Genomic DNA, 18,623 nt, shown 5'->3' on the forward strand with positions numbered 1-18,623 from the left:
CGATGGCGCCGCCAATGTGACACGTGAGTTACGCCTTGATGACAGCGGCGGCCGAGCCGCACTCAGGGCAGCGGCATGGCCACGGCTGCAGGCAGGGTCACCGCCACGCGCGTGCCGACGCCGACCTGGCTGGTGATGTCGAGCCGCCCGCGATGCCGCTCGACGATATGCTTGACGATGGCGAGCCCCAGCCCGGTGCCGCCGAGCGAGCGGCTGCGACCCGGATCGACGCGGTAGAATCGCTCGGTGAGGCGCGGCAGATGCTCGGGTGCGATGCCCTCGCCCTGGTCCGCCACGACGAGGCAGAGGTTGCGGTCGACGGCGCTCAGCGACACCTCCACCGGCGTGCCGGCGCGGCCGTACTTCATCGCATTGCCGACCAGATTGTGGACCAATTGCGAGAGCTGCGCCTGGTCGCCCATCACGCGCGGTATGTCCTCGGCCAGCTCCAGCCGGATGTCGTCGCCGCGATTGCCGTGCGTGGTGTAGAGCGAGTCACACGCATCCTGCACGAGCTCGGCGAGATCCACCTCGGCGCGCGGCAGCCGGAACTTCTCCGCCTCGATCCGTGACAGGCTCATCAGGTCCTCGACCAGCCGCTCCATCCGCCGCGCCTCGTCGAAGACGATACCGAGGAAGCGTTGGCGTAGCCCCGGATCCTCGCCGGCGGCGTCGGCGAGCGTCTCGACATAGCCGAGGATCGAGGCGAGCGGGGTGCGCAGCTCGTGGCTGGCGTTGGCGACGAAATCGACGCGCATCCGCTCGGCGGCATATTGGTCCGTCTGGTCGACGAGATGGACCAGCCGCAGCTCGGGCCCGAGCGCGGCGGTGCGCATCTGCCAACGCTGATCGAGCGTGCCGATGCCGACGAGGTCGACGGGATGCTCGGCGCCCTCGGCGAGATGCTCGGCCGCGCCGGGGTGACGGATCGCGACGCGCGCGTCCTCGCCCAGGATATGCTGGCCGAGCAACGCGCGCGCCGCGGCGTTGGCGACCACGACGCGGCCGGCGCGGAGCACCAGCACGGGTTCGGCGATCGCTTCGAGCGCGGCCTCGTAAGGCACCTCGGCGCGCGTCGGCTCGGGGGCGGCGTCGGCAGGCAGCTCTTCCGGGATGGTGGCGATGATCACCACTAGGGCGGCGCAGCCCGCCAGCGCGGCGAGCGGAGTCTGATAATCGTCCGCCAGTACGAGCACGACCGCGGCGGTCGCGACCGCGATCGCGATCGCGAGCCAAGTGCGGAGCGGGATCTCGTCGATCACGTGCGGCGGTGCAGCGCGGATCGTCCCAGTTGGGCAGCGGGCGCGCGCGCGGAGAGGCGGCGAAATGCCACGATCACCGTCAGCACGGCGATGATGATCAGCGTGTCGGCCAGCCAGTCCATGACGTCACAGTCGCGGTGGAGCGAGGGGATCGACTGGAATACCTCGATCAGCGCGCCGAGGAAGGACATGCGCTCACCGATCCGCAGCAGTGAGGTCGCCGGGAAAGCCAGCACCGACAGGATCGTCAGCGTGCCGAAGGCGAACATATGCTGCCATTTGTCGCTGATATGGCCCACCGACGGCGGGTGCGGCATCAGCGCCAGCGTCACCGCGCCCACGGTGGCGACGATCAGCGCGATAAGGAACAGCGGGCGCACCTGCGCCAGCGACGTGGTCTCGGTCATAGCCGCTCCAGCGTGGGGATGAGCTCGTCGAAGCCGTCGATGGTCGCCTCCGCGCCGAGCTCCTCGACGGGCTGCATCAGGAAGCCGAAACGGCAGGCCACCGCAGGCAGGCCTGCGGCATGCGCAGCCTGGATGTCGTAGATCGAGTCGCCGACGAACGCCGCCCGGCCACCGCCGCAGCGCGCCACCATCGCGTCGAGCGGCAGCCGCGACGGCTTGCCGTTGCCCGGCCCCATCGTGTCGCCGCCGATGATCGTGACGAACCGGTCGGTCAGGCCGAGCTGGTCGAGCACACAGCGCGCGAGATGCTCGAGCTTGTTGGTCACGACAGCGAGCCGGACGTCGCGCGCGGCGAGCGCGTCGAGCGCCTCGATCACGTGCGGATAGGGCTGGGTATGGACGGTGAGATGCGCCTCATAATAGTCGAGCAGCCGGCGGTGGAGCACCGCCAGCTCGTCCTCCGAGCAGCCCCCGGTCGCGGCCATCCCCTGCGCCAGCATGTGACGCGCGCCGCCGCCGATCATCGGCTTGACCTCCTCCACGCTGAGTGTCGGCCGTCCCACCGACGCGAGCGCGTGGTTGGTGGCCGCGGCAAGGTCACCCGAGGTGTCGAGCAGCGTGCCGTCGAGGTCGAACCCGACGATCGGGAAAGGGAAGTCGGTCATGCGCGCGCCGCGTTGCCGCCTCATACTGGAATTGGCAAGCAAAGGGTGGCAGGGCACGCCCATGTCGAGCCAGCCGCCCGTCGCCCCCGTCGCCATCGTCGTCCTTGCCGCGGGCAAGGGCACGCGGATGAAATCCGATTTGCACAAGGTGCTGCATCCCGTCGCGGGACGGCCGATGCTGCTTCACCTGCTCGCCAGCGCCGCCACGCTCGCGCCGGAGCGCACCGTGGTCGTGGTCGGCGCCGGGCGGGAGCAGGTCGAGGCGGCGGTGGCGCCGCTCGGCGCCGCAACCGCGCACCAGGCCGAGCAGCTCGGCACCGGCCATGCTGTGATGCAGGCCGAGGCGGCGTTGGCGGGCTTCGCGGGCGACGTGCTGATCCTCTACGGCGACGTGCCGCTGGTCGGCGCGGCGACGATGCGGGCGATGCTCGACCGGCTCCACGCCGCCGACTCGCCCGAGGTGGTGGTGCTCGGGTTCCGCCCCGCCGATCCGGGCGCCTATGGCCGGCTGATCGTCGCGCCCGGCGGCGACCGGCTCGAGAAGATCGTCGAATATAAGGACGCCAGCGCCGCCGAACGTGCGGTCGACCTGTGCAACACCGGGCTGATGGCGGTGCGCGGCGACCGCCTGTTCAAGCTGCTGGCGCGGCTCGGCAACGCCAATGCGGCGGGCGAATATTATCTCACCGACGTGGTCGAGCTGTCGGGCCAGGCCGCGGTGATCGAGGCGGCGGCTGACGAGGTCGCGGGGGTCAACAGCCGCGCCGAGCTCGCCGCGGTCGAGGCGACGTGGCAGCAGGCGCGCCGCGCGCGCGCCATGGCGGAGGGTGCGACGCTGCTCGCGCCCGAGACGGTGTGGTTCGCGCACGACACGGTGATCGGACGGGACGTCACGATCGCGCAGAACGTGGTGTTCGGTCCAGGTGTCGACGTGGCGGACGGCGCGACGATCCACGCCTTCAGCCATATCGAGGGTGCCAAGGTGGCGAGCGGGGTCGAGGTCGGCCCCTATGCGCGGTTGCGGCCGGGCGCGGTGCTCGAGGCGGGCGCGAAGGTCGGCAATTTCGTCGAGGTCAAGAACGCGGTGCTGCACGCCGGCGCCAAGGCCAACCACCTCAGCTACATCGGTGATGCCGACGTAGGCGCCAAAGCCAACATTGGCGCCGGCACGATCACCTGCAACTACAACGGCTATCTTAAGAGCCGTACCGTCATCGGGGCGGGCGCATTCGTCGGCTCCAATTCGGCGCTGGTCGCCCCCGTGACAATCGGAGACGGCGCCATCGTCGCGGCAGGTTCCGTTATTGTCCGGGACGTTACCGAGGATTCACTTGCCCTCGGACGCGCCCGGCAGGAAGAGCGCGCGGGTTGGGCGGCGCGCTTCCGCGCGTCGATGAGAGCAAAGAAGGGCGGCCAGTAGCATGTGCGGTATCGTCGGTATCCTCGGCCATGACGACGTGGCGGATCGCCTGCTCGACGGGCTCAAGCGGCTCGAATATCGCGGCTATGACTCGGCCGGCATCGCCACGGTGGTTGACGGACACATCGCGCGCCGGCGCGCCTCGGGCAAGCTGATCAACCTCCAGCGCGAGCTCGCCGCCGATCCGCTGCCCGGCCATACCGGCATCGCGCACACGCGCTGGGCCACCCATGGCGGCCCCACCACCAATAATGCGCACCCGCACGCCACCGACGAGGTGGCGGTGGTGCACAACGGCATCATCGAGAACTTCAAGGCGCTGCGCGACGAGCTGATCGCGCGCGGCCGTGTCTTCACCAGCGAGACCGATACCGAGGTGGTCGCGCACCTGATCAGCGAGAAGGTCGAGGCCGGTGCCGCGCCCGAGGACGCGGTGCGCGAGGTGCTGCCACGGCTCCACGGCGCCTTTGCGTTGGCGATCCTGTTCCGCAGCCACCCCGGGCTGCTGATCGGCGCGCGGCTCGGCTCGCCGCTGGTGGTCGGCCACGGCGACGGCGAGACCTATCTTGGCTCGGACGCGCTCGCGCTCGCGCCGTTGACACAGCGCATTGCGTATCTCGACGAGGGTGACTGGGTGGTCTGCACGCGCGACGGCGCGCAGGTGTACGACCGGGAGAACAAGCCCGTCGAGCGGCCGGTGACGATCTCGGGTGTGACCGGCGCGCTGATCGACAAGGGCAATCACCGCCACTTCATGCAGAAGGAGATCTACGAGCAGCCGATCGTGGTCGCCCAGACGCTGCGCAGCTATCTGCAGCGTTTCGAGGGGCGGATCACGCTGCCGATCCCCGACTTCGATCTCTCCGGCATCCGCCGGGTGACGATCGTGGCGTGCGGCACGAGCTTCTATGCCGGGATGGTCGCCAAATATTGGTTCGAGCAGTTCGCGCGCGTGCCGGTCGACCTCGATGTCGCGAGCGAGTTCCGCTACCGCGCGCCGGTGATGGAGGAGGGCGGTCTCGCGCTCTTCATCAGCCAGTCGGGCGAGACCGCGGACACGCTCGCCGCGCTGCGCCACGCGCGCGCCGAGAAGCAGACGATCGCGGTGGTCGTCAACGTGCCGACCAGCACGATGGCGCGTGAGGCCGACCTGCTTCTGCCGACCCATGCCGGCCCCGAGATCGGCGTCGCCTCGACCAAGGCGTTTACCTGCCAGCTCGCGGTGCTCGCCGCGCTCGCTGCCAACCTCGCCAAGGCCAAGGGGCGGTTAACCGAGGCGGAGGAGCGCAACATCGTTCGCCAGCTCGCCGAAGCGCCCGCAGCGATCAACGGCGCGCTCGCCTATGACGAGTCGATCGAGGCGATCGCGGGCACCGTCGCCGGCGCGCGCGACGTGCTTTATCTGGGGCGCGGGACGGACTATCCGCTGGCGCTGGAAGGGGCGCTGAAGCTCAAGGAGATCAGCTATATCCACGCCGAAGGCTATGCCGCGGGCGAGATGAAGCACGGCCCGATCGCATTGATCGACGAGCATGTGCCGGTGGTGGTGATCGCGCCGACGGGTCCGCTGTTCGACAAGACCGTCAGCAACATGCAGGAGGTGCAGGCGCGCGGCGGCAAGGTGCTGCTGATCAGCGACTATGACGGCGTCGAGGCGGCGGGCGAGGGCTGTGTCGCGACGATCACCATGCCCAAGGTCCATCCGCTGATCGCGCCCTTGGTCTATGCCGTGCCGGTGCAGCTGCTCGCCTATCACGTCGCGGTGGCGAAAGGGACGGACGTCGACCAGCCGCGCAATCTGGCGAAGAGCGTCACGGTGGAGTGACGCGGACGCTTTGCAAACGCCGGACCCCTCGCTCGCGTGCGCGCTCGCCTGCCTGCTGCCCTCGCCACCGACGTCATCCTGAGCTCGTCTCAGGATCTACGGTGCCTCAAACGGAACGGCGGCTGAACACGCGGCGCGGTGGATCCTGAGACGAGCTCAGGATGGTGGAAGGCATGGATCGGGTTGTTGGTACTCAATCACCGCCCGCCAGCTCGCCCAGCACCACCCGCTCAAGCCCGAGCCATGCCGCCATCCGCTCCAGCTCGGCGAGGAGCCTCGGCATCGTGTCCGCGGGCGCGCCCCGCTCTAGCGTCACGCGGCGCGCCGCCAGGACATCCTCGGCGCGCTCGGCCTTGAGGTCGACGCGCGCAACCAGGGCCTCGTCGAGAAGGAATGGAAGGACGTAATAACCGTGTTGCCGGCGCTCCTGCGGCACGTAGATCTCGATCCGGTAGCGAAATCCGAACAACCGCTCGGTCCGGCTGCGCTCCCACACCAGAGGGTCGAACGGCGCGAGCAGCGCGGCGCCGCGCACGCGCCGCGGCGGCGCGATGGCACGATGCAGCCACGCGCGTTGCGACCAGCCCTCGACTCTCGCGGGCAGCAGGACGCCGGCCTCGGTCAGCGCGGCGATGGCGTGGTCGCCCTCGGCGGGGCGGAGCCGGTAATAGTCGCGCAGATCCGCCGCGGTGGCGACACCCAGCGCGCGCGCGGCGCGCTCTACCAATGCGGCTTGCGCCTCTTCGACCGAGGGTGTCGGCAGCGCCAGCAGGTCCGACGGAAGGACTCGCTCGGGCACATCGTAGACGCGGGCAAAGCTGCCGCGCCGGGTCGCGGTGGTGATCCGGCCCGACCAGAATAGCCATTCGAGCGCGTGTTTGGTGTCGCTCCATTCCCACCAGCCGCTGCGGCTCGCGCCGCTCTCGAAATCGGCCGCGGTGAGGGGGCCTTCGGCAGCGATCCGTTCGAGCACCGCCATGGCCTGGGCGCGGTCCTCGCCAGCGAAGCGGCGCAGTCGCACATAGCCGGTCTCGCCACGCTCGGCGCGCGCCATCCGCCAGCGCAGCAGCGGGTGGAGGTCGAGCGGCAGCAGCGACGCCTCGTGCGCCCAATATTCGAACAGCCGCCGCTGCCCTCGCGGCCCCCAGGCGCTGCGCTCCAGCAGCGCGCGGTCATAGCCGCCGAGCCGCGCGAAGGCCGGAAGATAATGCGCACGCGTCAGCACGTTGACGCTGTCGATCTGGAACAGGCCGAGGCGATCGGCGGTCGCCCGTAATGCCGCCGCCCCGACCCGCAGCGGCAATCGCCGGCCGAATCCCTGTGCCGAGAGCGAGATGCGACGCGCCTCGCGCAGCGAGAGGGTCAGCGTCATGCCGCTCGTCCTGACCGAGCCGGCGGCCCGGCGTCAACCCTCCGACAGATCAGGCGGCTTGCGCCACTCCCGGTGTCGCGCCGGCACGCACGTGATCGTCGATGGCCTCGACGATCGGGGCGATCAGCTCGGGCGGCAGGGTATGCCCCATGCCATCGATCTCGAGCAGCCGCGCGCCCGGTATGGCGCGGGCAGTCTCCCGCCCGCCCGCCGGCGGCACCAGCGGGTCGTCGCTGCCGTGGATCACCAACGTCGGCGCCGTGATCGCGCGCAGCCGCTCGGTACGGTCGCCATCGGCCACGATCGCCGCCATCTGGCGCAGGAAGCCGGTGGGGCAGCGGTTGCGCAGCGTCTCGGCGCGGATCCGCTCCGCCATCAGCGCGTCCTCCATCGGAAATCGTCCGCTGACCGCGCGGCCAGCCATCGTGCCATGCGCGACGATCGCCTCGACGTCGTTGCTGCGCGGTTGTCGCAGAAGCAGCGCGGTGGCGCGCATCGACGGGCGCGAGCAGCCGGGATGCCCCGTGGTGGACATGATCGAGGTGAGCGAGGCCGCACGCTCCGGCCACCCCGCGGCGACCAGCTGCGCGATCATCCCACCCATTGACGCGCCGACGAAATGCGCGCGCTCGACGCCAAGCGCGTCGAGCACGCCGACCGCGTCAGCCGCCATGTCGGTCAGTGTGTAGGGCACAACGGGCACCCGGCCGAACTGCTTCTGCATCACGGTCCAGACGATGCTCGGCACGCCCGCGTGGTCGAACTTGGTGGAGAGGCCGACGTCGCGGTTGTCGAACCGGATCACGCGATAGCCGCGGGCGACAAGCGCATCGACCATCGCCGGTGGCCAGCGCACCAGCTGTGCACCTAGGCCCATGATCAGCAGGATCGCCGGCCCGTCGCGCGGGCCCGCCTGTTCCACGTCGATCTCGATCCCGTTCGCTCGTACCAAGGCCATCGCTTGCTCCGTCCCGGACGCGCCTCCCGCCGCACCCCTAGGCTTGTATAATAGGCGTCATATCGTCGTCACGTGAATGCAACATTTCCATTCCGGTTCCGCTGCGCCGCATCCCGTGTTAGCGCAGCGACTTTATGGCCGATCGCCTCCATCTCGACCGCTTCCTGCCCTATCTGCTGTCGGTCACCTCCAATCGGGTGAGCGATCGAATCGCGCGCGCCTATGACGCGCTGTTCGGACTATCGATCCCGGAGTGGCGGCTCGTCACGCTGATCGCGGAGCACGCGCCGATCACCCAGGTCGAACTCGGCGAACGCAGCCGGATGGACAAGGTGACGGTGAGCCGCGCCGCGATCGCGCTGACCGGGCGCGGGCTGCTCGAGCGCAGCCCCAACGACACCGACCGGCGCTCGCATCACCTGCGGCTGAGTGCGGCGGGGGAGGTACTGTACGCGCAGGTCGCGCCCGAGGCCAAGGCGCTGGAGCGGCGCATCTTCGGTCGCTTCACGGCGGCGGAGCTCGAACAGTTCACGGACATGCTGCGGCGGGTTGACGCCGCAGCGCAGGAGGAAAGTTGAATGGCGCAATTGCCGCTGATCGCGGGCGTTGAACTCGGCGGGACGAAGTGCATCGCGGTCCTGTCACGCGGGCCGGACGCGATCCTCGAGGAAGTGCGCGTTCCCACCACGCGGCCGGAGGAGACGCTGCCCGCGCTCGAGGCGGCACTCGACCAGTGGCGCGGCTTCGCGGCGATCGGCGTGGCGAGTTTCGGCCCGGTCTCGATCGACCCGCACTCCGGCGACTATGGCAAGATTACCTCGACGCCGAAACCGCATTGGGCGAACACCGACGTCGCGCGGCGGCTCGGCGCGCGCTACGACGTGCCGGTGGGCTTCCACAGCGACGTCGTCGGCGCGGCGCTGGCCGAGGCGCGCTGGGGCGCGGGGCAGGGGCTGCCCGACCTCGCTTACGTCACGGTGGGAACCGGAGTCGGCGCGGGTATGATCGCACATGGACGCCCGGTCGACGGGCTGACCCATTCCGAGTTCGGCCATATCCGCCCCCCCCGTGTCGCCGGTGACGACTGGCTCGGTGCCTGTCCCTATCATGGTGCCTGCGTCGAGGGGCTCGCCGCCGGGCCCGCGATCGCGGCACGGACGGGGATCAAGGGCGAGGCCCTCGCCGCCGATCACCCGGTGTGGGAAACGGTGGTCGGCGCGCTGTCGACGCTGTTCGCGACGCTGACGCTCACCGGTGTGCCGCGCCGGATCGTGCTGGGCGGCGGCGTGATGGTAGGCAACCCTTGGCTGCTGCCACGGTTGCGTGCGGCGACGGCGGCGAACCTGAACGGCTATGTCGCGCTACCCGAGGTGACGGACATGGACACGTTCATCGTCCCCGCCGCCCTCGGCGGCAACGCTGGGCCGCTCGGCGCGGTGCTGCTCGGCGCGTTGGCGGTAGAGAACCGGCTCGGCACTGCGTTAGCGGGGTAGATAGCGGGAGAGCGGGCGGGGCATGCCGCATGTTTCGCTCGCGAACCCCTGCTCGACTTATGTGAGTCGCGAGAAGCGCCTGTCACCGCGGGCGGCCGCTTCGTACCTGGCGCGGATCGACGCAGCAGGCGACCAGGCGATTTCTTCTAGATTCGTCTGTGGAGTCAGCGCGACGCTCCTTACCCTTCGTCACCCGGACTTGTTTCGGGATCCACTCTTCCGCGAGGTCGACGCGTCCGGACTATGCGGCGCGATTGATCCTCGACCAAGGCTGTCTTTATATTAGCGACGGGTCGAGTGAAGGAAGAGTTTCGCAGAGGGATCCCTCAAGAGAAGGCTCCGACATGTCCTGGCAGGTGAGTCTTATGCTCGATCCGCCGTCATCTCTCCCCGGTCCGGCTTTACACGACGTACAACAGCGCGGCGCAGACGGCACGTTGCGTCGAGACGTATGTCGAACGGCGGCCGATCTCCCGCGCCATGGCGTGCGCGGGAGATCGGCCCTTGATCCCTCCCGCGAGGCTTCCTCCCGCCGGGTGGTTCTTTCCACCCCGTGACCATTCCCATCGGAAGCGACGACCCCCGACCCGCCGACGCGGGCGCGCCTTCATTACGACGACAGATCGGACCTCATGTCGTAGGTGCCTCCGGCGTGACCGGCGAGTCCAGGAGCGGCGCGAGCGCATCGACCGGGCTGACCGTTGGCAGCGCCGCGAGCGCTTCCTCGAGCCGCGTCCCGCTGCCACGATTGAGCGGTCCGCTGAGTAGGCCGAAGACGCGATCACTCGGCTTGGTCTCGAATCCTGCGGCGTAGCGCTGGTGCAGCGAGCCGAGCTCGCCCATCCGGCCGAGCATCGCCAGCGCGATCGCGTGACGCAACACCACGATCTGTTCGACGTCGCTGAGCGGCGCCGCTGCGCGGGGCAGCAGTGACTGATCGGCAGTTACGAGATCAGCCCAGCGCCGCTGCTTCCACAGGATCTCGCTGCGCAGTGCGGCACTGTTCGGCACCTCCGCCAAGATCGCGACCGCCTGGTCGACCCGGCCGAGCTGCGACAGAGCGATCGCCTGGATACGCTGGCGCTCCGCGATCATCGCGGGCGTATAGTCGTTCCTCGCGGTGGTGCGCAGCAGCGTCACCGCGTCGCCCGGCTTGCCCGCGAGGATCTGCAGCGTGGCCACCCGCGCGGACAGCGGCCCCTGCGCGATATCGCTGGTGCGGTAGCGTAGCTGATAGGCGAGCAGGTCGGCCGCCTGCTGGTACAGACCGGCTTGCACGAGGCGCTGCGCAAAGGTCTCGATCAGCTGATTGCCGCTCGCGCCCGACGGCAGGATGTCGCGATAGTCCCACAGCAGGGTCGCGCTGCGCGGAAGCGGCATGGTCGCACCCGGACCGATCAACGCTTCGAGCTGGCGCTGCACCTCGGCGCGGAAGTCGGCCGGGCGGCGGTTCACGTCGAAATAGCGGAGCAGCGCGCCGCCCGCGGCGAGCGCGACGGCGTGATCGCCGCGCTCGGCGGCGAGCCGGAAGGTGAGTGCGCGCGCACGCTCCTCGATCGCATCGCTGCGCCAGGTGAAGGTGAGCGCGTCGAGCTGCTTGATCGCCGCCCCCGGCGCGAGCGACCGGTCCGCCAGGCCGACCTCGATCAATCCCAGCTTCGCGGTCGCACGATCCGCCGCGGACCCCTCGCGTTCGACCTTGCCAAAAAGCGTCCGCGCTGGGGCATATTGTCCCTGGAGCGCCTGCGCCCGTGCACGCAACAGCGTCGCGCCCGGGTGATCCGCCGGCATACCCGCGAGCACCGCCGTCGCGGCCTCGGGGCGGCCCGTTTCGAGCGCGACCGTGGCGATCGCTAGCGTGAACGGCGTCCTCGCTACCGGGGGCCTGGCCATCAGCGCCGGCGTGGCGCAGTTCACCAACGCGCGCGCTGCCTCATATTGGGCGAGCTCCGCCAGCGCGCGTAGCCGCCAGGCGCAACGCTCGGCGCTCGGCGCGTCCGTCCCGCCCGACGGCGGCGTGAGTGCGACCAGCGCTTCACTGTCGTGATGCGCCAGCGTCAGTGCGGCGCCATAGGCGATTCGGAACGAGTCGAGCAGCAGCAGATCGGGTTCGTCCTGGCGCATCGTCTCGAGCACGCCCAAGGCCTCGGCGCCGCGATCCTGCCCAATCAGGCTGCGGGCAAACGCCCAGCGCGCCGGCTGCCGCTCGCTCGCGGAAACGCTCAACGCGTGCCAGGACGCGGTGTCGGGCACGATCGGCCAAGCCGCCTTGCCGCTGGGCAGCGGCAGCCGCGCGAGCGTCGGCGCGAAGGTGGCGCCGCTCGTCTGCGCCATTGCGCCGCCGGCGGCGAGCGCCAGCGCGAGCGCCGCGCTGAGGCGCGCGCTCACGACAGCACATCCGGGATCAGGCCGAGCAGCGCCACGCCGGTACCGCCCGCGGCGGTGGCGAAGAAGAACAGGCCGATCAGCGGCCATGACGGCGCATCCTCACGGCGATCGCGGGGCGCTGTCGAGGGTTCGATGTCGAACGGGTCATCGTCCCAGCGGCGATCGCGCTGGTCGTCGCGTGACGCCGGTGTCTCACTGTCGCGGGTGATTACGCGATAGCGTGGCGGAAGGTTTCGTCCAGGCATTGACCATCCATCGAGTTGCTCGTCCTATCATAGGAGCGGATGAGCGGCGCGCGGTGGTGCCGCGACGCTTTCGGAGGATCGCTTGAGACGCTCGCTGCTGCGTGCCCTGCTGCCGCTCGTGCTGGTCGCGGCTGACCGCGGCGCCGACATCCGCGGCTATATCACCGATCGGCCGATCGTGTACGTCGATCCGATCGAGCTGCCGCTGTTCGAAGGTGGCACGATCGGCGGTCGGATGCGGGTGCGGCTGGCCTTGCAGGCGTCCGACTCCAATGGCGCGCTGCGACTCTATCAGCAGCGCCCAGAGGCACGATCGGTGCTGCTGGTCGCGCTCATCGACTTTGATCGCGCCGAATGTGGCCCGCTGGCGCCGATCAATGCCGAGCGGATGAGCGGCGTACTCAATCGCGCCATACAGCGCACGGGGCTGAGCGACGCACGCCAGGTGCTCATCCTTGAAGTGACCAGCGAGCCGGTCTGAGCGACGCTGGCTTCACGCCGGCGGGGTGGCAGGCGCGTGCGGAGGCGCGACGGGCGCGGCGCGCCGGCTTCGGTACAAACGCGGGAGCGTCAGGGTAACAGCGAATGTGCCGGCGAGCCGTTGCCGCTCAAGACCGCGGTGGCGCAAGCGTCGAGCGCGAGCGTTGATACGCCAAGCTCGTCATGCACAGCGTGATTGGTGCGCCCGACCACCGCTGCCGCTCCGATCAACGCGCCCGTCGCTACGGTCCTTGTTCGCGATGCGCGATCATCGGGAGGTTGCTAGCGCCTATGATCGGCCGCGGTGTGTCTTCGACCGACATCGTGGCAGGCAATGGCGGGAAAACGCAAACCGAACTGGCGTGCGCCGAGATGCGCTGTGCCGGCGACAAGCCGCCAAGCGACGCGGCCCGACGGGCGCCGATCATAACGGGCGATCGATCGCAGGTAAGGGCCGCTAGGACCGTACGGTCGCATCGCGCAGAGTCGGGCATACACCCGACGGCGCGGCGTCGATCAGTTCGCGTCGGCGGACGGCATGCCGCGACCGCGCGCGACCTAGGTCGCAGGTCGCGCTGATAGGCCTGCGGACCGAGCGGGCGTGCCGTTGGCGTCAGCGGGTGGGAGCGGCGGAGCAGCGACGCGCGGTGTGCTCACCCGCGGCGTGGCGGGACCCAAGCGTGGTGGGTCAGTGCGCGTCGGTGCCGGCGTCTGGGCCGCCGCCGGCCGCGGTATCGACGGTCGCGGCGCAGGCGAGAGCGCAGTGAGTCCGGCCGCACTGGCGACGCGCTGCTGCGCCACCGGCATCTCGGGCGCGGCACGTCCGGCGAGCGCGGTGCTAAGCCTGAGCGCGGCTGCAGGCGTCATCGCCCCCATCATCAGCGCCAACGACCGACCGCGCATGCGCCGCGCGACCTGTGCCTGCAGATCGATATCCAACGCCGCAAAGACAGGCGCTGCGCGGTTCGGCTTCATCGTCTGATAGACTCGCGCGAGATCCTCAATCGGTTGTGGCGCATCGCCGTGACCGCCCGCCTGATCCGCGCGCGTGCCGTCGCTGCGGCGGGCACCGAGCTGCGATTGGACCCGCTGCTCCAGCGCCAGCGCGCTCTGCTCGCGGAGCTCCGCCGCACGATTGCGTCGCGCGATCGCTTGGTCGCGCTCGCTGATGCTCTGCGCGATCGCGTTGCCGAAACGATTATCGCTCACCGCCTCGGTCGCACTTGTCCCCGCCACCGCATGCGCGATCGTCGAGGCCGCGGCAGCCCCGGCGGTGAGCGTGAGCAGCGAGGGCCGCAGCAGGCGCTTGGTCCAGCCGCGCGCCGGCACTGCTGTCGTATTGGCGGGGGTCAGGCGGCTCGCAGCCGCCACACCGGCGCGCGCCGCGCCGAGGGGAACAACTTGGTCGGTCACGATCGGAATTCCTCGGCAGCGGCGTTGGGCGACGGTTCGGTGCGATCGACCTCTCCGTTGGGCAGTTGGCCGCGCTCATCGGTCGAAGAGCGCGCTTCGGTCGACGGGACAACCGCGAGCGCTCTGCCCTGGCCATTCCGGCCACTCTTCTCCACTCGGCGCGCGCTGGTGATAGGTGTGGGCGAGGATTGGACGGGAGTCGAAGCTGCGTCGTCGCGCGCCTCGCTCGCTTCCTGCGTGGGCGACGAAGACGCCCGTACCATCGCGTCATCGGCGGCGCTCGCGTCGGCCTCACCGGCTTCGCGCGGCGCGCCCCGTGCGCCGTTCGCCGCCGCCAAGATGCGCTCGGCGACGCCGTTGCCGATGTCGATCATCAGCGACAGCTCGTCGCGCAGAGCGGTCAGCTGTGCCCGCAGGTCGCGTGCGCCGCGCACCGCCGCGTCGAGCGGCGGCCCTTCGGCGCTCAGCACCTTGGTGAGCGCGCCGAGCGCCTGCTGCGAGGTGTCGGTGGCGGCTTCGAGCGAGGCGACGACCTCGATCAGCCCGGCGTGGCGAAGCTTGTGCACGGCGCGCGAGAGCCGCACCGTCTGCACCAGCACCGCGGCACAGAACAGCGAGGTGATGACGTTGGTGATGAAGGAGAGGTCCGTCACGACGCCACCTGACCGACCGGAGTGCTCAGCCGGATCGCAGCGAGCGAACTGTGCGTGCCGATCGTCCCCGCCGCGAGCGGGACACCGCGGCACTCGAGTGCGACGCCGTCGCCGGGTGCGTGGTCGAGCGTGATCGTGCGCCCCACGCTGAGTGCGAGATAGTCTTCGATCCGCAGCTCGCGCTCGCCGAGCACGGCGTCGACCTGCACCTCGGTGTGCAACAGCTCCTCCGCGATATGGCTCTCCCACATCGTGTTGCGTCCCATCTTCTCGCCGACGAAGCGCTCGATCAGCTTTTCCCGTACCGGCTCGATGGTGGCGTGCGGGAGGACGAGATGGAAGCGACCGCCGCGACCTTCCATGTCGATGCGGAAGCTGGCCACCGCGGTGAGGTTGGTGGGCGCCGCAATCGCGGCGAAGCGCGGTGTCACCTCCACTCGCTCGAGCGCGAAGTCGACGGGCTCGATCGCCTCGAACGACTGGGCGAAGTCGTCGAGCGTCTGCTGCATCATGCGCCCGACGAGATGGGTCTCGATCGCGGTGAAGGCGCGACCGTCGATGCGCATCGTACTCGGCGCGCGGCGACCGCCCAGGAGCGAGTCGACCACCGCGTAGACAAGCGACGAATCGACGGTGATGAGCCCGTAATTGCCCCATTGCTTGGCGAGGAAAACGCCGATCATGGCGGGGAGCGGCAGATGATCCATGAACTCGGCGAACCGCATCGTGCTGACGCGCTCGGCGCGGACGTCGAGCGAGTCGGCGGTGAGATTGCGCATGCTGGTACCGAGCGTGCGCACCATCCGCTCGCACACGACCTCCAGCATCGGTAGTCGCTCGTGATTGGCGACGTCCGCCTCGATCAGCGCGCGCAACCCGGTACGCCGCGTCGGTCGCGGCGCGCTTTCGACGCCGAAGAGAGCGTCGATGCTCGCCTGGTCGAACGTGTCCGGCGCGCCACCGCTTGCACCTGGCTCGCTCGTGTCGGTCGCCTTGGCCTGACCTGAGTCATTCATGGTGTCGGTCGCAGCCGGGGTGGCGATGGGGGCGGCGCTCGCCGCCGCCGCGGCATTCGGCCGCGCCGGTGTCGGCGAGGTACCCGCGCGTGCCGCGGCATGCGAGGCGTCATCTTCGAGCGCCGTCGCTCGGGCCGCCGCGGGTGCGCGCGCGTCGCTCGATCGCGGCGTCGCGGCGGCGGTCGCACGATCGGTGTTGACGCGGTCGCCGGGCGCCGAACCGGTATGTTCCGGGCGTGCGGGGGAGGGGGTGGAGCCGGGCGCGCGGCCGTCGGGACTGGTGGTCATTGCTCGATCAGATCCTGGATCAGCACCTCGTTCACGCCATCATGGCCGAGTGCGTCGCGCAACCGCACCAGGATCTCTTCCTTGACCCGGAACACGGCGGCCGAACCGCTGAGATCCTCCGGGCGCAGCTCACGCAGGAACGACTGCAGCGTGTCGAGGATCAGCGGCATCGCCGAGGTGATCCGGCCAACCTGCGCGGAATCAGAAGCGACGATGACGAAGTGCAGTTTGAGGAAATGCTGTCGGCCGTCGGCGCTGCGCAAGGTCACCACGATCGGCGGCACGTCGACGTAGCGCGCGCTGGCCGCCTGGCCGCTTGGCTGTCCAGCCGTGTCCCCGCCGCCGAACGGCCATACGCCGGCGAGTGCCAAGCCACCGCCGATGATCAGGAGAGCGGCCAGGCCGACGATCACCGCCAGCAACAGGCGACGTTGCTCGTCGCGCGGTTCCGTCGTCACCGCCGCGGTGCCGCGGGACCGGTCGAATCTCAACACGTCGGCTCGTTCTGCCACGTCATACCTCATGCTTGGCCGCGCAATTTCGGGCGGTGAGCCACCACCCGGCGCGGTTGATCCTATTATAGGGGCGAGCCTCGGGCAGTTGTCGCGACGCGCTGGTTTTTGGTGCGAGGTCCGCGCCGATCCCGGTCGCGACGGCGGCGCCGCGGCGTGAAACGCAGGAAGGTTGGGCGAGAGAGACGAATGGGAGCCGACGTATCCACCTATGTGCTGCTGAGTCACCAGGCCGCGCTGCGGCGTCAGCTCGACGTCACCGCCAACAACATGGCGAACAGCAGCACGGTTGGCTTCAAGCGCGAGCAGGAAGTCTTTCGCGAACATGTCGAGCGCGTCCGTCGCGCCCCGATCGAGGACGCCAAGCGCCTGTCATTCGTGTTGGATTACGGTCAGGTGCATGACTCACGCGCGGGCGCCTTCCAGGCCACCGGCAATCCGCTCGACGTGATGATCGACGGCCCGGGCTACCTCTCGGTGGAGGATGCGAGCGGCGTGACCGCTTACACGCGCGCCGGGTTCATCACGCTGCTCACCAACGGTGAGCTCGGCACGCCCTCGGGCGCGCCGCTGCTCGACGAGAACGGCCGCCATATCACGGTACCGCCGGAGGAGCAGGGCAGTCTCGCCATCGCCGAGGACGGTACCGTCTCGACCAGCGCCGGCCCGATCGCGCGGCTCGCGGTAACCCAGTTCGACGAGATGCGCGTGAACGAGCGCGGCGACGGCCTGCTCACCGGCGCTGGCGGGCGGCTGCTGCCGGCGGCTGAGACGCGTCTGCGGAGCGGTGGCGTCGAAGGCTCGAACGTGCAGCCGATCATCGAAACGACCAACATGATCGAGGTGCTGCGCGCCTATCAACGTACCACCGAGGCCGCCGCCAACATCGACACGTTGCGCAAGCTGGCGATCTCGCGGCTCGCCAAACCCGACTGATCACCTTTCCGATCCACTCTCTTCACAGGAAAACCTAGATGCGCTCCCTGTCGATCGCCGCGAGCGGAATGCTCGCGCAGCAGACCAACGTCGACGTCATCGCGAACAATATCGCGAACATGAACACCACCGCCTTCAAGCGGCAGCGGCCCGAGTTCGAGGATCTGTTGTACGAGCAGGTGAGCCGGCCCGGCGCGGCGACCAGCGCTGACGGCACGCGCGTGCCGGCGGGCATCCAGCTCGGCAGCGGCGTGCGCGCCGCGGGCGTATATCGCGTCCTCGAACAGGGTGCGACCACCGAGAGCAAGAGCAAGTTCGACATCGCGATCCTGGGCCAGGGTTACTTCCGGATCGCGCTGCCCAACGGCGAGGTCGCTTATACCCGTTCGGGCGCGTTCAAGCTCTCGGACCAGGGCGAGGTGGTGACGACCGACGGCTATCGCGTCCAGCCCGACATCACGATCCCGAACGGCGCCACCGACGTGTCGATCAGTCCAACCGGGCTCGTTCAGGTCAAGCTGGCGGACCAGGTGCAGCTGCAGGATGTCGGCCAGCTCGACCTCGCCACCTTCGTCAACGAGGCGGGGCTGGAGGCGCTCGGCTCGAACCTGTTCCAGGAGACCGAAGCCTCGGGCCAGCCGACGGTCGCCAACCCAGGGCAGCCGGGTTTCGGCTCGCTCAAGCAGGGCTATCTTGAGGCGTCGAACGTCAACCCGGTGGCCGAGATCACCGCGCTGATCAGCGCCCAGCGCGCCTATGAGATGAACAGCCGGATCGTGAAGACGGCCGACGAGATGCTCGCCACCACAACGCAGCTGCGGTGAGGGCGATGCGGATCGGGTTCGCCCGCCTCATCGTCGCACTCCTGCCGCTGGCGGGAGCCTCTTCGGCGGCGCAGCCCGCGGCACCAGCGGCACCGGTCGTGCTCGCGCAGCCGGTCGCCGCCGGAGCGGTGATCGGTGCCGACGACCTGCGCGAATGGGGAGTGGGCGATCCGCCACCGATGCGCGGCGCGCTGGCGGCGGCGAACATCGTCGGGCGCGCCGCGGCGCGCCGGCTCGCTGCGGGGATGGTCGTACGCGAAGGCGACGTGCGCGCGCCGCAGGTGATCCAGCGCGGCGAACCTGTGACGATCGTGCTGCGCAGTGGCGCGCTGACGATCAGCACGCAAGGCCAGGCACTCAACGCCGCGGGATTGGGTGAGCCGGTCCGGGTGATGTGCGATCCCACCAAGCGGACGCTCTCGGGCCGTGCCGAAGCGCCGGGCCGCGTCGTGGTCGCCGGGTGAAA

The 18,623-nt window shown here is 69.6% G+C and carries 19 protein-coding genes; 8 read left to right on the top strand and 11 right to left on the bottom strand.

The features are described from left to right. Positions 1–62: 62 nt before the first annotated feature. The 3 genes from QBJ89_RS06660 to QBJ89_RS06670 are packed head-to-tail and all read right to left on the bottom strand — an operon-like array spanning position 63 to position 2,334. On the bottom strand, positions 63–1,262 hold the full coding sequence (locus QBJ89_RS06660) for a sensor histidine kinase (RefSeq protein WP_277979747.1): 1,200 nt from the start codon (positions 1,260–1,262) through the stop codon (positions 63–65). Next, positions 1,259–1,669: a VanZ family protein gene (locus QBJ89_RS06665; RefSeq protein ID WP_277979748.1), complete on the bottom strand. Its 411-nt coding sequence runs from the start codon at positions 1,667–1,669 to the stop codon at positions 1,259–1,261. Before QBJ89_RS06665 ends, QBJ89_RS06660 begins: the two co-directional genes overlap by 4 nt. Further along, complete coding sequence (locus tag QBJ89_RS06670) at positions 1,666–2,334, bottom strand: HAD-IA family hydrolase (protein ID WP_277979749.1); 669 nt, start codon at positions 2,332–2,334, stop codon at positions 1,666–1,668. Before QBJ89_RS06670 ends, QBJ89_RS06665 begins: the two co-directional genes overlap by 4 nt. Positions 2,335–2,395: 61 nt before the next feature. Between QBJ89_RS06670 and glmU the strand changes: the two genes are divergently transcribed. Together glmU and glmS are read left to right on the top strand one after the other, a co-directional pair. Further along, positions 2,396–3,754: a bifunctional UDP-N-acetylglucosamine diphosphorylase/glucosamine-1-phosphate N-acetyltransferase GlmU gene (gene glmU / locus QBJ89_RS06675; RefSeq protein ID WP_277979750.1), complete on the top strand. Its 1,359-nt coding sequence runs from the start codon at positions 2,396–2,398 to the stop codon at positions 3,752–3,754. 1 nt (position 3,755) lies between these two features. Next, positions 3,756–5,579 (top strand): glutamine--fructose-6-phosphate transaminase (isomerizing), encoded by a 1,824-nt coding sequence (gene glmS, locus QBJ89_RS06680; RefSeq protein WP_277979751.1) that lies wholly within the window; start codon positions 3,756–3,758, stop codon positions 5,577–5,579. 193 nt (positions 5,580–5,772) lie between these two features. Here glmS and QBJ89_RS06685 read toward each other — a convergent pair whose 3' ends face one another. Beyond that, positions 5,773–6,951, bottom strand: a complete 1,179-nt coding sequence (locus QBJ89_RS06685) for a winged helix-turn-helix domain-containing protein (RefSeq protein ID WP_277979752.1) — start codon at positions 6,949–6,951, stop codon at positions 5,773–5,775. A 49-nt stretch (positions 6,952–7,000) separates the two neighbouring features. After that, complete coding sequence (locus QBJ89_RS06690; RefSeq protein ID WP_277979753.1) at positions 7,001–7,909, bottom strand: alpha/beta fold hydrolase; 909 nt, start codon at positions 7,907–7,909, stop codon at positions 7,001–7,003. A 134-nt stretch (positions 7,910–8,043) separates the two neighbouring features. Here QBJ89_RS06690 and QBJ89_RS06695 point away from each other — a divergent pair, with 134 nt between their 5' ends. Both QBJ89_RS06695 and QBJ89_RS06700 read left to right on the top strand, forming a co-directional pair. Beyond that, a complete protein-coding gene (locus QBJ89_RS06695) occupies positions 8,044–8,487 on the top strand; it encodes a MarR family winged helix-turn-helix transcriptional regulator (protein ID WP_277979754.1) in 444 nt (147 codons plus the stop codon). Beyond that, the gene (locus QBJ89_RS06700) at positions 8,488–9,402 is read left to right on the top strand and encodes an ROK family protein (protein WP_277979755.1); all 915 of its coding nucleotides are present in this window, start codon (positions 8,488–8,490) and stop codon (positions 9,400–9,402) included. Between the two features lie 630 nt (positions 9,403–10,032). Here QBJ89_RS06700 and QBJ89_RS06705 read toward each other — a convergent pair. Further along, positions 10,033–11,790 (bottom strand): hypothetical protein, encoded by a 1,758-nt coding sequence (locus QBJ89_RS06705; protein WP_277979756.1) that lies wholly within the window; start codon positions 11,788–11,790, stop codon positions 10,033–10,035. Then, positions 11,787–12,035 carry a hypothetical protein gene (locus QBJ89_RS06710; protein ID WP_277979757.1) on the bottom strand — a complete coding sequence of 83 codons (249 nt, stop codon included), beginning with the start codon at positions 12,033–12,035 and terminating at the stop codon, positions 11,787–11,789. Before QBJ89_RS06710 ends, QBJ89_RS06705 begins: the two co-directional genes overlap by 4 nt. An 82-nt stretch (positions 12,036–12,117) precedes the next feature. Here QBJ89_RS06710 and QBJ89_RS06715 point away from each other — a divergent pair, with 82 nt between their 5' ends. After that, on the top strand, positions 12,118–12,516 hold the full coding sequence (locus tag QBJ89_RS06715; protein WP_277979758.1) for a hypothetical protein: 399 nt from the start codon (positions 12,118–12,120) through the stop codon (positions 12,514–12,516). A gap of 557 nt (positions 12,517–13,073) precedes the next feature. Here QBJ89_RS06715 and QBJ89_RS06720 read toward each other — a convergent pair. From QBJ89_RS06720 to QBJ89_RS06735, 4 genes are read right to left on the bottom strand one after another with little or no spacing between them, the layout of a single operon-like run. After that, positions 13,074–13,928 carry a magnesium transporter gene (locus QBJ89_RS06720; protein ID WP_277979759.1) on the bottom strand — a complete coding sequence of 285 codons (855 nt, stop codon included), beginning with the start codon at positions 13,926–13,928 and terminating at the stop codon, positions 13,074–13,076. Beyond that, positions 13,925–14,581, bottom strand: coding sequence for a hypothetical protein (locus QBJ89_RS06725; protein WP_277979760.1), 657 nt, complete (start codon positions 14,579–14,581; stop codon positions 13,925–13,927). The genes QBJ89_RS06720 and QBJ89_RS06725 overlap by 4 nt, the downstream gene beginning before the upstream one ends. Beyond that, positions 14,578–15,885, bottom strand: coding sequence for a flagellar motor switch protein FliM (gene fliM, locus QBJ89_RS06730; protein ID WP_277979761.1), 1,308 nt, complete (start codon positions 15,883–15,885; stop codon positions 14,578–14,580). Before fliM ends, QBJ89_RS06725 begins: the two co-directional genes overlap by 4 nt. Beyond that, a complete protein-coding gene (locus tag QBJ89_RS06735) occupies positions 15,882–16,397 on the bottom strand; it encodes a flagellar basal body-associated FliL family protein (protein WP_277979762.1) in 516 nt (171 codons plus the stop codon). The genes fliM and QBJ89_RS06735 overlap by 4 nt, the downstream gene beginning before the upstream one ends. Before the next feature lie 189 nt (positions 16,398–16,586). Here QBJ89_RS06735 and QBJ89_RS06740 point away from each other — a divergent pair, with 189 nt between their 5' ends. From QBJ89_RS06740 to flgA, 3 genes are read left to right on the top strand one after another with little or no spacing between them, the layout of a single operon-like run. Next, the gene (locus QBJ89_RS06740; protein ID WP_277979763.1) at positions 16,587–17,333 is read left to right on the top strand and encodes a flagellar hook-basal body complex protein; all 747 of its coding nucleotides are present in this window, start codon (positions 16,587–16,589) and stop codon (positions 17,331–17,333) included. A gap of 38 nt (positions 17,334–17,371) precedes the next feature. Continuing rightward, positions 17,372–18,157: a flagellar basal-body rod protein FlgG gene (gene flgG, locus QBJ89_RS06745; RefSeq protein WP_277979764.1), complete on the top strand. Its 786-nt coding sequence runs from the start codon at positions 17,372–17,374 to the stop codon at positions 18,155–18,157. Positions 18,158–18,162: 5 nt separating this feature from the next. Beyond that, positions 18,163–18,621 carry a flagellar basal body P-ring formation chaperone FlgA gene (gene flgA, locus QBJ89_RS06750; RefSeq protein ID WP_277979765.1) on the top strand — a complete coding sequence of 153 codons (459 nt, stop codon included), beginning with the start codon at positions 18,163–18,165 and terminating at the stop codon, positions 18,619–18,621. Positions 18,622–18,623 lie beyond the last annotated feature (2 nt).

It is taken from the genome of Sphingomonas phyllosphaerae, from assembly GCF_029623345.1.
GTDB lineage: Bacteria > Pseudomonadota > Alphaproteobacteria > Sphingomonadales > Sphingomonadaceae > Sphingomonas > Sphingomonas phyllosphaerae_C.